The organism is Streptomyces sp. VNUA24 (genome assembly GCF_029167005.1).
Taxonomy (GTDB): Bacteria; Actinomycetota; Actinomycetes; order Streptomycetales; family Streptomycetaceae; genus Streptomyces; species Streptomyces scabiei.
In genome coordinates this window covers 5,232,029-5,246,180 of the sequence record NZ_CP119143.1, presented here as the reverse complement: position 1 = coordinate 5,246,180, position 14,152 = coordinate 5,232,029, and the positions used below count along the sequence as shown (strand labels likewise).

At 73.4% G+C, this 14,152-nt stretch carries 13 protein-coding genes; all 13 read left to right on the top strand.

Going from position 1 to position 14,152, the window contains the following annotated elements:
• Positions 1-25: 25 nt before the first annotated feature.
• Complete coding sequence (locus PYR72_RS22315; RefSeq protein WP_275456946.1) at positions 26-445, top strand: hypothetical protein; 420 nt, start codon at positions 26-28, stop codon at positions 443-445.
• 538 nt (positions 446-983) lie between these two features.
• Positions 984-1,535: a DUF2617 family protein gene (locus PYR72_RS22310; protein WP_275456945.1), complete on the top strand. Its 552-nt coding sequence runs from the start codon at positions 984-986 to the stop codon at positions 1,533-1,535.
• A 253-nt stretch (positions 1,536-1,788) separates the two neighbouring features.
• Positions 1,789-3,423, top strand: a complete 1,635-nt coding sequence (locus PYR72_RS22305) for a polyamine aminopropyltransferase (RefSeq protein WP_275456944.1) — start codon at positions 1,789-1,791, stop codon at positions 3,421-3,423.
• Positions 3,424-3,489: 66 nt separating this feature from the next.
• Positions 3,490-4,302 (top strand): SRPBCC family protein, encoded by an 813-nt coding sequence (locus PYR72_RS22300; protein ID WP_275456943.1) that lies wholly within the window; start codon positions 3,490-3,492, stop codon positions 4,300-4,302.
• A gap of 56 nt (positions 4,303-4,358) precedes the next feature.
• Positions 4,359-5,153, top strand: coding sequence for an aldose 1-epimerase (locus PYR72_RS22295; RefSeq protein WP_275456942.1), 795 nt, complete (start codon positions 4,359-4,361; stop codon positions 5,151-5,153).
• Between the two features lie 61 nt (positions 5,154-5,214).
• Positions 5,215-5,769, top strand: a complete 555-nt coding sequence (gene pyrE, locus PYR72_RS22290) for an orotate phosphoribosyltransferase (RefSeq protein ID WP_013001905.1) — start codon at positions 5,215-5,217, stop codon at positions 5,767-5,769.
• A 180-nt stretch (positions 5,770-5,949) separates the two neighbouring features.
• The gene (gene fbaA, locus PYR72_RS22285) at positions 5,950-6,972 is read left to right on the top strand and encodes a class II fructose-bisphosphate aldolase (protein ID WP_275456941.1); all 1,023 of its coding nucleotides are present in this window, start codon (positions 5,950-5,952) and stop codon (positions 6,970-6,972) included.
• A 249-nt stretch (positions 6,973-7,221) separates the two neighbouring features.
• Entirely contained in the window at positions 7,222-8,685 is a 1,464-nt protein-coding gene (locus PYR72_RS22280; protein ID WP_275456940.1) for an MFS transporter, read from the top strand.
• A 138-nt stretch (positions 8,686-8,823) separates the two neighbouring features.
• A complete protein-coding gene (locus PYR72_RS22275; RefSeq protein ID WP_275456939.1) occupies positions 8,824-9,237 on the top strand; it encodes a DUF3151 domain-containing protein in 414 nt (137 codons plus the stop codon).
• Positions 9,238-9,429: 192 nt separating this feature from the next.
• Positions 9,430-10,275, top strand: coding sequence for a tryptophan 2,3-dioxygenase family protein (locus PYR72_RS22270; protein ID WP_275456938.1), 846 nt, complete (start codon positions 9,430-9,432; stop codon positions 10,273-10,275).
• Positions 10,268-11,545: a kynureninase gene (gene kynU / locus PYR72_RS22265; RefSeq protein WP_275456937.1), complete on the top strand. Its 1,278-nt coding sequence runs from the start codon at positions 10,268-10,270 to the stop codon at positions 11,543-11,545. Before PYR72_RS22270 ends, kynU begins: the two co-directional genes overlap by 8 nt.
• A gap of 343 nt (positions 11,546-11,888) precedes the next feature.
• Positions 11,889-12,788, top strand: a complete 900-nt coding sequence (locus tag PYR72_RS22260; protein WP_275456936.1) for an alpha/beta hydrolase — start codon at positions 11,889-11,891, stop codon at positions 12,786-12,788.
• A 321-nt stretch (positions 12,789-13,109) separates the two neighbouring features.
• The gene (locus tag PYR72_RS22255; RefSeq protein ID WP_275460489.1) at positions 13,110-14,039 is read left to right on the top strand and encodes an alpha/beta hydrolase; all 930 of its coding nucleotides are present in this window, start codon (positions 13,110-13,112) and stop codon (positions 14,037-14,039) included.
• Positions 14,040-14,152: the final 113 nt, after the last annotated feature.

Below are 14,152 nucleotides of genomic sequence, written 5' to 3'. Positions count from 1 at the left end.
GAAAGAGAGAGGGGAGGGTGACGCCATGAACGCGATCGTGGTGATCGGCTTCATCCTGGTGGTGGTCTGTGGACTGCTGGCGCTCATCGTGGCCGAGAGCCGCCGCAGGGCGCGCGCGGCCCGGGCGGGGGCCCGGGGCGGCAGGTCGTCCGGCCGCGGCGGCAGTGCCCACCGCAGCGCCCACCGCAACAGCGACAGCGGCTCGTCGAGCAGCGACAACAGCTGGTGGGTGCTGGGCGCGGCCGGCGTCGGGGACAGTGGCTCGTCCCACTCCTCCTCGCACGACGACCGGGGTTCGTCGCACGGAGGTTCGTCGCACGGTGGCTCGTCGTGCGGGAGCAGCGGTTCGTCCTGCAGCAGCAGCTCGTCCTGCAGTAGCAGCAGCTCGTCATGCGGTGGGGGGTCCTCCTGCGGTGGCGGAGGCGGATGCGGTGGAGGCAGCTGACACGGGGCAGCTGAGCTCCACGACGCGAGCGCCCGCCGGAGGACATCCCGGCGGGCGCTCGTGTGTGTGGAGCCGCGCGGACGGGGCAGGCGGTCCGGTGCGTGCCACGCTGCTCGCGGCCCGGCGCGCGGGTAGCACCTCTGTTCACGCCTGGGTACGCCGGGTGGGCCCGGCCGTCCGACGGGCGCCGCCCCCGTGTGCGTGCGCCTGGCTCGGTGGGCGCATGGGGAGTGTGTCGACCGACGGGGCGTACGCCTGGTTGAACAGTTGAGCTGGCCTGCCCTCGGGGGGATGGAAAGCACGCCAACTTGGGTAAAAACGCTGTGGTTGCACCACAGTTCATGATTCCCTATAAATCGCCAACGCAGCCCCCGGACGTCCCTCCCGGCAGGCCTGACACGGCTGACCGGACCGACTGGGACGTCGTCCTCACCCGACGTCCTCACCCGACCTGGCTGACCGGGCCACGATTCCCGGCGTCGACCGGGGTGCGCCGGACCCACTCCTCTTCATCGTTGCGTCGCTGCGGAGCCGACCCATGCTCACGACCCTGAACACCGCCTACACCGACACGCGCGCGGCAGACCTCGCCTGGGCCCTGGGCCGCGAGCCGCTGCCCGCGCTCGCCACGCTCGATCTCGAACTCGGCGGCGCGAAGCTGCAGTTGCGGCTGCTCGGCGCGTCCCACCAGGTGCTTCTGGAGGAGGAGCGGGGCAGTCACTGCTCGGAGACGGTCGCGTGCATTCCGGGGTCCAGCACGCCCCTTCCGCTCGGCGTGGCCAAACGTGCGGACGACTGGGAGTACGAGTTCGCCGCCCGCGTCGAGGTGCTGTCACCGGGCTCCTTCGCCGGCCGCGCCCAGGAACTGCTGGCCCTCGTCGCCGACCACCCGCACGGTCTGGCCGGGGTCTTCCCCGGCAGCCCGCACGCCTTCACGGCGATGCTCGCGCAGTGGCACGAGGGACAGGTGCACTGGCGTACGTGGCACGCGTATCCCCAGGACGGGCAACTGGTGGCCACGAGAACGAGGGTGGGGGTGAGGGTGCCGGTACCCGCGCCTGCGCCGGTGCCGGTGCCTGTGGCGCTGTGAGGGGTGCCGCATGGCTCGGGGGTGCGGATGCGGTTCGGGTGCGGCTCCGCTGGGGGCTGGTCGCGCAGCTCCCCGAGCCCCTGGCAGCTCAGCCCCTGCTTTTCAGGGGCGCGGGGAACTGCGCGAGAAGCCCCACGCACCCGCAGCCGCCCAACTACCCGAACCCCAGAGCTAATAGGCGCCCGGCCAAGCGTCGCAGACCACCCGTGTGGGTGACCCGGCGGAGCGCGACCGTGACGGTAGCGTGCCAGGAGTGATCGAGCCGCACGCCCCCGCACCCCCTGGCGCCCCTCCCCCCTGGCGCGGCGACGGAGGCCCGGGCGCCCAGGCGTGGTTACCGGTCCGCCCGGGAGTCGGCCGCTTCCTCGTCCTCGCCGGCGTCTTCGTCTGCGCCGCCTGCGGACTGGTGTACGAACTGGAACTCGTCGCCCTCGCCTCGTACTTGATCGGGGACTCGGTCACCCAGGCCTCCGTGGTCCTGTCCGTCATGGTCTTCGCCATGGGCATCGGCTCCCTCGCCGCCAAACGCCTCTGCCCCCGCGCCGCCCTCGGCTTCGGCGCCATCGAGGCCGCCCTCGCCCTGGTCGGCGGCTGCAGTGCCCTCGTGCTCTACGCGGCGTTCGCCTGGACCGGCGACTGGGGCGGCATGTGGGCGAGTGGCTCCCGCTACCTCCTCGTCGCGTTCTCCCTGGCCATCGGCCTGCTCATCGGCGCCGAGGTCCCGCTGCTGATGGAGCTGATCCAGCGCATCCGCCGCCAGGACGCCGTCGGCACGGTCGCCGACCTCTTCGCGGCCGACTACGTGGGCGCGCTGGTCGGCGGTCTCGCCTTTCCCTTCCTCCTGCTGCCCTGGCTCGGCCAGCTGACCGGCGCCCTGCTCACCGGCACGGTGAACGCCCTGGTCGGCGGCGCCCTCGTGCTCGGACTGTTCCGCCACGACCTGAGCCGCCGGGACCGACGCCTGCTGCTGGCCGCCAATCTCGCCGTCCTCGGCCTCCTGGCCACCGCCGCCGCCCACGTCGACGACTTCGAGCGCGCGGCCCGGCGCGCCGTGTACGGCAAGGACGTCCGGGTCGCGCTGCAGACCGAGGTCCAGGAGGTCGTCCTCACCGGCGGCAGGGACGGTCGTCCGCTCGCCCTCTTCCTCGACGGTCGCCTGCGCATCAGCGGCCGCGACGAGCAGCGCTACCACCGGGCGCTGGTCCGCCCGGCCATGGAGGCCGGACCCCGGGCCCGCGTCCTCGTCCTCGGCGGCGGCGACGGCCTCGCCGCCCGCGAGGTGCTCCGCCACCGGGACGTGCGCCGGGTGGACATCGTCGAACTCGACCCGGGCGTGGTGCGTCTGGCCCGCACGGACCCCGCGCTCTCCGCCCTGAACGGCCACGCCTACGCCGACGGCCGCGTCCGTGTCGTCACGGAGGACTCCTTCGCCTGGCTGCGCGGCGCCCGCCCGGCCCGGCCGTACGACGTCGTGATCTCGGACCTCCCTGATCCCGGCATCACCGCGAGCACGAAGCTCTACTCCCGGGAGTTCTACGGCCTGGCCCGTGAGGTGCTGGCCCCCGACGGCCGCATGGTGGTGCACGCGGGCCCGGTCTCGTCCCGGCGGCGGGTCTTCTGGACGGTCGACGCGACCGTGCGCGCCGCCGGCCTGCGCACCACGCCCTACCGGGTCACCGCCGGCGCCCCGGGCTTCGTCACCGGCCCCGACCGCACGGCCCACACCTCCCGTGCCCCCCACGACTGGGGTTTCGTCCTGGCGACCCGGCCCGGCGCGCCCCGGCCCCCGTCACCGGACCTCGGCAGCGGGGCCGTCCGGCTCGACGCCGCCGACCGGATGCCGGGCCTGTCGGCGTCGACGCTGGTGCACCCGAGGTACACCGGTTGAGCCGGGACGAGCAAGAACGCGGATGTACGGGTGCGGTGCCGTGCCACGTGGGTAGGCTCGGATTCCATGGAGCATGAGGTGTTCGTTCCGGTTCCCGTCGGCCGCCTCCGGGAGGCGCTGTCCGACCCCGAGCGGGTGGCCCGGGCGGTCCCCGGGCTCCAGCAGGACGCGGGCACCCCACCCGTCGCCGGCCGGATGAAGGTACGCGTCGCCGGCCACACCATCACCTATCGCGGCACCCTCAGCGTCACCGCCCGGGACGACGGCTCCTACGTCGTGGAGGGCGACGCCGCCGAGGTCCGGGGCACCGGCACCGTGCGGCTCACCCTCACCCTCCGCCTCGCCCCGGCTCCCGAGGGCACCACCCTGACCTGCGTGGGCACGGCCACCGCCGACGGCCGTATCACCGAACTCCCGGCCGACGCGGTGTCCTCGGCGGCGACCCGGCTGCTGGGGAGGTTCGCGGAGAACCTGGCGACGACGGCCGAGACCGAACCGAAGCCCCCGGCTGACGGCGACGCCGGCGCCGACACCACGGCCGAAGCAGCCCCGGAACCCGCGGACACCCCCGCAAGCGCCGACGAACCCCCCGCCTCCGTCTTCGAGACCGACGTCCCGCCCTCCGCCCTGGACCCCTTCGACGAGGAGGACTTCGTCGCCGGGGGCGAGCCGCCGGCGGAGGCCGCGCACGCCCGCCGGACGATGATCGGCCGGAGCGCGGAGGAGGTGGATCACGCGCCGCCCCGCGGCCGCTACGCCCCGGTCCCGGCCCCCGAGCCCGTCTCCGCGAGCGCCACCCTGCGCTGGGCCGCGCCCGCGGCGGCCCTCGCCGTGGCCTCCGCCATCGTCGTGACCCGCGCCCTGCGCAGGCGCCGCTGACGACACCGGCCCCGGGCGGCCAACTCCACGGCGGGGTCGGCCAGTAGGGTCGAGGGGTGAGTAGCGAAGAGATCACGTTGGCCGCGGGTGACGCGGAGGTGGTGCTCGCACCGGCGAACGGTGGCCGGGTGGCGGGCCTGCGGGTCGGTGGCGCCGAACTGCTGCGGCAGGGCGAGCGGTTCGGGAGCTTCCCGATGGTGCCGTGGTGCGGACGCATCCGCGAGGGACGGTTCCGCGACGGCGGCACCGTGCGGCAGATGCCCCTCAACGCCCCGCCGCACGCCATCCACGGCACGACCCGCGAGGATGCCTGGCGCGTCGCGAGTCACAGCGGCACCGAGGCCGTCCTCACCTACGACCTCGTCGAGCCCTGGCCCTACCCCGGCCGTGTCACCCAGGTGGTGACCCTCACGCCGGACGCCCTCACCCTCACCATGTCCGTGGAGGCGTACGACTCCTCCTTCCCGGCCCAGATCGGCTGGCACCCCTGGTTCAACCGGAGCCTGGACGGCGACGGCGAGGACGTCACGGTCGACTTCACGGCCGCCTGGCAGGAGGAGCGCGGCGCGGACCACCTGCCCACCGGCAACCGTGTCGACCCCCGGCCCGGCCCCTGGGACGACTGCTTCGGCATGCCCGGCGGCGTGGACGTGACCCTCACCTGGCCGCGGCGGCTGGAACTGAAGGTCACCTCCCGCGAGGAGTGGGTGGTGGTCTACGACGAGCAGGCGGAAGCCGTGTGCGTCGAACCCCAGACCGGGCCGCCCAACGGCCTCAACACCCACCCCCGGCTGGTCACCCCCATCGACCCCCTCGAAGCCACGACGACCTGGACCTGGCGGCGCCTGTGAGCCGACCGCGGGCGCGCGGGGGCGTACGGCGGGCGGACAGGCCCCCTCTAAGCTGACTGCCATGACTGACGTGGACGTACGTGGATCTTTGCTGCAGCAGATCAAGGACAAGGCCGTGGTGCACGGCAGGGTGACCCTGTCGTCGGGTCTGGAGGCGGACTACTACGTCGACCTGCGCCGCGTCACCCTCGACGGCGAGGCCGCCCCGCTCGTCGGTCAGGTACTGCTCGACCTCACCGCCGACCTGGACTTCGACGCGGTCGGCGGGCTCACGATGGGCGCCGACCCCGTCGCCGGCGCGATGCTGCACGCGGCCGCCGCGCGGGGCCGCCGGCTGGACGCGTTCGTCGTCCGCAAGGCGGCCAAGGCGCACGGGCTGCAGCGGCGCGTGGAGGGTCCGGAGATCAGCGGCCGTCGCGTCCTGGTCGTCGAGGACACCTCCACCACCGGCGGCTCCCCGCTGGCCGCCGTCGAGGCCGTGCGCGAGGCAGGGGCCGAGGTCGTCGCCGTCGCCACCATCGTCGACCGGGCCACCGGCGCCGCCGAGAAGATCGAGAAGGGCGCCGGGGTCCCGTACCTCTTCGCGTTCTCGAAGGACGAGCTGGGCTTGGACTGACCGGCCGCCGGACGGCCCCAGACGACGGCGGGAACCCCGAGGTCAGGGGTTACCGAAGAGTTCTGGACGCGCTGACCGGAGCATCGGGTCCCGTCTGGAAGGATGGGGCCGACGATGATGTCGCAACCCTAGGTCAGGGACCGTAAGCACAACGCCACCCGCACATACAAGGAGCGGACCATGCCCATCGCAACCCCCGAGGTCTACAACGAGATGCTCGACCGGGCGAAGGCAGCCAAGTTCGCCTACCCGGCCATCAACGTGACCTCGACCCAGACGCTGCACGCCGCGCTGCGGGGCTTCGCGGAGGCGGAGAGCGACGGCATCGTCCAGATCTCGACCGGCGGCGCCGAGTTCCTGGGCGGCCAGTACAGCAAGGACATGGTGACGGGCTCCGTCGCCCTGGCCGAGTTCGCGCACATCGTGGCCGAGAAGTACCCCGTCACGGTCGCGCTGCACACGGACCACTGCCCGAAGGACAAGCTGGACGGCTACGTACGTCCGCTGCTCGCGGTGTCGGAGGAGCGGGTCAAGGCCGGCGGCAACCCGCTGTTCCAGTCGCACATGTGGGACGGCTCGGCCGAGACCCTCGCCGACAACCTCTCCATCGCGCAGGAGCTGCTCGCCCGCGCCGCCGCCGCGAAGATCATCCTTGAGGTCGAGATCACCCCGACCGGCGGCGAGGAGGACGGCGTCTCGCACGAGATCAACGACTCTCTCTACACGACGGTCGACGACGCGATCCGTACGGCCGAGGCGCTGGGCCTGGGCGAGAAGGGCCGCTACCTGCTGGCCGCGTCCTTCGGCAACGTCCACGGCGTCTACAAGCCGGGCAACGTCGTCCTGCGCCCCGACCTCCTCAAGGAGCTGAACGAGGGCGTGGCCTCCCGCTTCGGCAAGGAGTCCCCGTTCGACTTCGTCTTCCACGGCGGCTCGGGCTCCACGGAGGAGGAGATCCGCACCGCCCTGGAGAACGGCGTCGTCAAGATGAACATCGACACCGACACCCAGTACGCCTTCACGCGTCCGGTCGCCGCCCACATGTTCCAGAACTACGACGGCGTCCTGAAGGTCGACGGCGAGGTCGGCAACAAGAAGACGTACGACCCCCGCACCTGGGGCAAGCTCGCGGAGGCGTCGATGGCGGCCCGCGTCGTCGAGGCGTGCGGCAACCTGCGCTCCGCCGGCACGAAGATCAAGTAGCCCGACCGGGACCGGGCCGACCCGGGCCCCGGCCGCGTACCACCGCCCCTGCCCGCAGTCGCGCACGCGACTGCGGGCAGGGGCGTGTCCGTGCCGTGCCCGCGATCGGCCGCGGGCCTCGGCCCTCGGCCCCTGCCTACCTCTCCGGCGCCGACTCTGGTCCCGTGCCGCTCCCGTGTCGCTCAGGTGCCGCTCCCGGACCGCTCCCGCACCTGGCCCGGACGCCCCGGGCGCGGCATGATGCGGACCATGGCCGATGTACGCCTTGCCTCCCCCCAGGGCAAGTGGATCCTGCTGACCACGGTGCTCGGCTCCAGCATGGCCATGCTGGACTCGACGGTCGTCAACGTGGCGCTCCCGCGCATCGGCCTCGACCTGGACGCCGACCTCGCGGCTCTGCAGTGGACCGTCAACGCGTACATGCTGACCCTCGCCGGGCTGATCCTTCTCGGCGGCGCGCTCGGCGACCGTTTCGGCCGGCGCAAGGTGTTCGTCGTGGGCGTGGTGTGGTTCGCCGCGGCCTCGCTGCTGTGCGGCATCGCCCCGAACGGCGGGGTGCTGATCGCCGCCCGGGCGCTCCAGGGCGTCGGCGGCGCCCTGCTCACCCCCGGGTCGCTCGCGCTCATCCAGGCGTCGTTCCACCATGACGACCGGGCGAAGGCGGTCGGCCTGTGGTCCGGTTTCGGCGGCATCGGCGCGGCCGTCGGCCCGTTCCTGGGCGGCTGGCTGGTCGACGGCCCCGGCTGGCGCTGGGTCTTCCTCCTGAACGTCCCCCTGGCCCTCCTCTGCGTCCCCGTTGCCGTACGCCACGTACCGGAGTCGTCGGACAGCCGCAGCCACGAGCGGGGCTTCGACATCCTGGGGGCGGTGCTCGGCGCCGCCTCCCTCGCGTTCCTCACCTACGCGCTGATCGAGGCCCGGGCGGGCACGCTCGCGGTCTCGGTCACCGCGCTCGCCGGCGTGGCGACGGCCGTGGCCTTCGTCCGCGTCGAACGCCGCCGCCCCGACCCCATGATGCCGCCGGAGATGTTCGCGTCCCGCCAGTTCACGGCGGTCAACATCGTCACCCTGTTCGTGTACGCGGCCTTCGGCGGCTTCTTCTTCCTCGCCGCCCTGCAGCTCCAGGTGGTCTCCGGGTACTCCGCCCTGGGCGCCGGCACCGCCCTGCTCCCCATCACCGTCCTGATGCTGCTGCTCTCCGCCCGCGCGGGTGCCCTCGGCGAGCGGATCGGCCCCCGCATCCCGCTCACCGTCGGCCCCCTGCTGTGCACGGCGGGTGTGCTGCTGATGCTGCGTGTGGGCCCCGACGCCGGGTACGCCACCGACGTGCTCCCCGCCCTGCTGGTCATGGGCCTCGGCATGGTCACCCTCGTGGCCCCGCTGACCGCCACCGTCCTCGCCTCGGTCTCCACCGACCACGCCGGTGTCGCCAGCGGCATCAACAACGCCGCCGCCCGGGCCGCGGGCCTGCTGGCCGTGGCGGCGCTGCCGCTGATCGCCGGGATGGGTCCGGAGGCCTACCGCTCACCCACCCAGTTCGACAGCGCGTTCGACAAGGCCATGCTCGCCTGCGCCCTGGCCCTCCTGGCCGCCTCGGCCCTCTCCTTCGCCACGGTCCGCCGCCCCGCCCCCGACTGCCACCACCCCGAATGCCGCACCCACGGCTGCGTGACGGCTCCGCCGCTGGAGGGGGAACAGCCGCGGGGTGCGTAGTCGGGTGCGTAGTCGGGTGCGGGCCCGGTGGGGGCTTCTCGCGGGGTTCCCCGCGCCCCTGGGAAGGCGAGGGCTGCGCCCCTCGCCCTACCCGCCCACCTACCGCCGTGTCCCCGCCCATGCGCCAGACTGGAACCCATGACGATTCACGAAAACCTTCTCGGCGGCCCGCCCCCGACCCACCTCCCCGACTCCCCGGAACCCCGCGAACTCCTCGCGGGCGGCACACCCCCGGCCGAGGTCGCCGCCAAGTACCCCACCTCCTCCCTCGCCTGGGCCCAGCTCGCCGACGAGGCGTACGAGCGGGGCAGCGTCGTGGAGTCGTACGCCTACGCCCGTACGGGCTACCACCGGGGCCTGGACGCCCTGCGCCGCAGCGGCTGGAAGGGCCACGGGCCCGTCCCCTGGGAGCACGAGCCGAACCGCGGCTTCCTGCGCGCCCTGCACGCCCTGGCCCGCGCCGCGGGTGACATCGGCGAGCAGGAGGAGTACGAGCGCTGCTCTCAGTTCCTGAAGGACTCCTCCCCGACGGCGGCGCAGACGCTGGGCTGACGCGCGGCGCTGACGCGCGGCGCTGACGCACCGCGCTGATCGAGGGATTGTTCGGACAGGTCCGCCTGGTGTGACCAGGCGGACCTTGCGGTACCGGGAGGTATCCCCGAACATTCGTGTGGGGACCGGGGCCCCCGTGTCGGAATTCGGCAGGGGCGGACCGCTACCCGGAGCACACATCAGGAGACAGCGATGTCCCTCACGGCTCAGCCCCACGAGGCTTCGGAGCCCGAGACCCCGCATCTCGACTTCCAGGGCACGACCCCGTACGAGGACTACGTCCAGGCGGACGTCCTCACCCACCTCCAGCACCCCCTCTCCGACGACCCCGGCGAGATGGTCTTCCTGGTCACCACCCAGGTCATGGAGCTGTGGTTCACCGTCATCGTCCACGAGTGGGAGACCGCGGCCGCCGCGATCCGGGACGACGACGTGGCCAGGGCGAAGGACGCGCTGAAGCGTTCCGTCCGCGAGCTGGAGGCCCTGACCGCCTCCTGGAAGCCCCTCGGCCAGCTCACCCCGGCCCAGTTCAACTCCTACCGGGCCGCCCTCGGCGAGGGCTCCGGGTTCCAGTCGGCGATGTACCGCCGGATGGAGTTCCTGCTCGGCGAGAAGTCCGCCTCCATGCTCGTCCCGCACCGGGGTGCCCCCCGCGTGCACGCCGAGCTGGAGAAGGCGCTGCACGAGCCGAGCCTCTACGACGAGGTCCTGCGGCTGCTGGCGCGCCGCGGCCACGCGATCCCCGAGTCCGTCGTACGCCGTGACGTCTCCCAGCGCTACGAGCCCTCCCCCGAGGTCGAGGAGGTGTGGACCGCGCTGTACTCCGGCGACCCGGACCACGAACTCGCCCGCCTCGGCGAGGCGTTGACCGATGTCGCCGAACTCGTCTGGCGCTGGCGCAACGACCACCTCGTCGCCACCCGCCGCGCGATGGGCTCCAAGGCCGGCACGGGCGGCTCCGCCGGTGTGGCCTGGCTGGAGAAGCGTGCCCGGAAGAACGTCTTCCCCGAGCTGTGGACGGCGCGCTCCCATGTCTGACATCACCGCTTCCCGTACTGAACTGGCCTCGCTGGCGAAGGAGTCGGACGCGGCCGACGTGCTGTCCGGCCTGCGTTCCCGCTTCGTCCTCGACGACGCCGTGTACCTCGACGGCAACTCGCTCGGCGCGCTGCCGGCCTCGGTCCCCGGACGGCTCACGGACGTCGTCCACCGCGAGTGGGGCGAGATGCGCATCCGCTCCTGGGACGAGAGCGGCTGGTGGACCGCTCCCGAGCGGATCGGTGACCGCATAGCCCCGCTGGTCGGCGCGGCGCCGGGCCAGATCGTGGTCGGCGACTCCACGAGCGTCAACGTCTTCAAGGCGGTCGTGGCGGCGGTACGGATGGCGGAGGAGGACTCCGCCTCCGCCTCCGCTTCGGCCTCCGGCCGTCGCGACGAGATCCTGGTCGACGCGACGACGTTCCCGACGGACGGCTACATAGCCGAGTCGGCGGCCCGGATGACCGGCCGTACCCTGCGCCCGGTGACCCCGGCGGAGGTCCCGGCCGCCCTGAGCGACCGTACGGCCGCCGTCCTGCTCAACCACGTCGACTACCGCACCGGCCGCCTCCACGACCTCCCCGCCCTGACGGCGGCGGTCCACGAGGCCGGCGCCTACGCCGTCTGGGACCTCTGCCACAGCGCGGGCGCCCTGCCCGTGGACCTGGACGAGCACGGGGTCGACCTCGCGATCGGCTGCACCTACAAGTACCTGAACGGCGGCCCCGGCTCCCCGGCCTACCTGTACGTCCGCCGTGACCTGCAGCCCCGCTTCGACTCGCCCCTCCCCGGCTGGACCTCGCATGCCGCCCCCTTCGCCATGCGCCCGGCCTACGAGGCCGCGGCGGGGGCACCCCGGGGCCGGGTCGGCACGCCCGACATCCTGTCGATGCTGGCCCTGGAGGCGGCGCTCGACGTCTGGTACGAGGGCGGCGACGGAGGTGCCGCCGGGGCCGGCGCGACGATCGCCGCGGTCCGCGCCAAGTCCCTCGCCCTGACGGACTTCTTCCTGCGCTGTGTGGCGGCGTACGTCCCCGAGGGCCGGGTCGAGTCGCTCACCCCGGTCGCCCACGCGGAGCGCGGCAGCCAGGTCGCCCTGCGCTGCGACGACGCCGGTGACGTCATGAAACGCCTCATCCACCGGGGTGTCGTCGGCGACTTCCGCCACCCCGACGTCCTCCGCTTCGGCTTCACCCCGCTCTACGTCACCTTCGCGGACGTGGAACGGGCGGCGCGCGTGCTGGCGGAGACGCTGGAGGAGGCGGGGTAGCGGGACGGTCCTGCTGTTCGGGTCCGGGTCCGAGGTGGGGTCCGGGCCCATGTCCGGGTCCGAGGTGGGGTCCGGGCCCGGGTCCGAGGGTGGTTCGGTCGTTCCGGCGGCGGGGGATCCGCTGCCGGGGCGGCGGGAAGGGGGGCTCGGCGGCGGCGGTGGGCGAAACCCCTCGGCCCACGGTCCTCGGCCGGCCCGTACCGGGGCTCCTGACCCGGCGTCACATCCCGGTGTCGACGCACGTCACGGGCCTGATACCGTCCCCGCCAACGGCAGGCGCCCCTTTCCCAGGAACGCGCCCGCCCAAACCCTTCCAAATCCGTTTCACCCGAGAGGTTGGCGCATGCCGGACGACGACGCCGCAGCCCGCGATGCCGCCGAAGAGGCATCCGCCTTCTCGCACCCGCCGGTCGCCCCGGACGCCACGGCCGCCTACGGAGACCACCCCGACCAGGTGATCGACTTCTACGCCCCCCGCACCTCCGCCGCGGGCGCGGACGCCGGGGCCCCCGTGGTCGCGGTCCTGCACGGCGGCGCCTGGCGAGCCCCGTACGACCGGCACCACATCACCCCCTTCGCGGACTTCCTCGCCCGCCACGGCTTCGCGGTGGCCAACATCGAGTACCGGCGCGGCAGTTCGATCCCCGCCCAGAGCGGCCTCAACGGCACCCCGGCCCCCACCGCGGGCCGCTGGCCGGAGACGTTCGACGACATCGCCGCCGCCTTCGACGCCCTGCCGGACCTCGTCCGCGCGGCCCTGCCGCAGGCGGACCCCCGCCGTACGGTCGTCACCGGCCACTCCGCCGGCGGCCACCTCGCCCTGTGGGCGGCCGCCCGCCACGTGCTCCCGTCCGACACGCCCTGGCGCGCCTCCCGCCCCGCCCCCTTCCGCGGTGTCGTCGCCCTGGCCCCCATCGCCGACTTCGCCGTGGCCGAGAAGCTGGACGTCTGCGGCGGCGCGGCCGGTCAACTCCTGGGAGGCCAGGGCAAGTTCGCGGAGCGTCGCCCCTACGCCGACCCCGCGCTCCTCCTCCCGACCGGCATCGCCACCACCCTCGTGCAGGGCCGCTCCGACATCGTCGTCCCGCAGGCCGTCGCCGAGGCGTACGCCGACGCCGCGGCCCGGGCGGGCGAGGTCGTGGGCCTGACGCTGCTGGAGGACGTGGGCCACTTCCCGCTCATCGACCCGGCGGCGGACGCGTGCGCGGTGGTGGTGGAGGAGATCGCCCAACTGGCCTGGTGAACGGTGCTCTGACATGGCCGCCGCCCCCGTCCTCGCGCCTCCCCGCTGATACCCGTAGTACCTGAGAGCTACATCCCAGGTGAGCTCCCCGGCGTGACGCCGACGGCGCCCCCGAATCCGTAACTTCCTTCCCAGAGCGGCCTGATGGACGGGCGGCCCGAACGGGAAGGGGCGGCCGGCATGGGGGTCGCGACATGGCCGGGGACAGACCTCCGACCACCCACGGAAGCACGCCCTACGGCACAGTCACCCCAACCGTCCCCCACCCCGGCCGACCCCCGGGACGGCGATCTCCGGCGCCCCGCCTCCAGGCCGGCCAGGCTGCGCCGAGCGTTGTCGGCCCTCCTGGTGGCGACGGCCGTGATCGCCCCGGTCTCCGCTGCGGCCCGGCCGCGGATCCCGGCCCCGCCCCCGGCGTCCATCGCCCCGCCGACCCCGACGACCCTCCGGGCGACGTACGAGGCCAACCGCGAGAACGCCGCGGAGGCGGCCCGCATGGCCGACGCCCACGGCGATCGAAGCCGAGCCTCGACCGATCGGTGGATGGCGGCACCCGACCGGCAACTCCTGACGTTCGACGGCCGAGGCACCGGCCGGGCCGTGGAAGTCCTGGGCGACCTGCTGAAGGCCGACCACATAGCGGTCCTGGTCCCGGGCTCGGACACGGGCCTGGACACGTACGGCCGCTTCCACAGAGCCGCACAGGCCCTGCACGACCGCACGGGCCCGGACACAGCGGTCATCGCCTGGCTCGGCTACGCAACGCCCGGAACCATCAGCACGACGGTCCTCACTCCCACCCGAGCAGAACAGGCGGCGCCCCGCCTCCGCGCGTTCATCCGCGAACTGCGAGGTCTGGTGGGCGACTCCACCGGCGTCGCCCTCCTCTGCCACTCCTACGGCTCGGTCGTCTGCGCCCGCGCCGTCACCGATCTCGACGACATCGACGACATGGCACTGATCGGAAGTCCCGGCACCGGCGTGGACAGCGTGGCCGCCCTGCACACCTCGGCACGCGTCTGGGCGGCCCGGGGCACGGACGACTGGATCGGCATGGTCCCCCACACCCGATCCGACTTCTTCGGCACCACCCTCGGCTTCGGCCCCGACCCCACGGCCTCCTCCTTCGGCGCCCACGTCTTCACCGCAGGCCCCGCCGGTCACAGCGACTACTTCACCCCCAACTCCACCTCCCTGAAAAACCTCGCCCACATCACCCAAGGCGCCCTCCCGGAGGAACCCCGTGCGTAACCTCATGAGCACGCCCGCGGCTACCCCCGTTGCGGGGGCGGGAGTTGCAGCCGACGACGATTCCCACGCGGGCGCTGTGGATGAGAACCCCCATCCGGCCGAAGGCCTGTTGC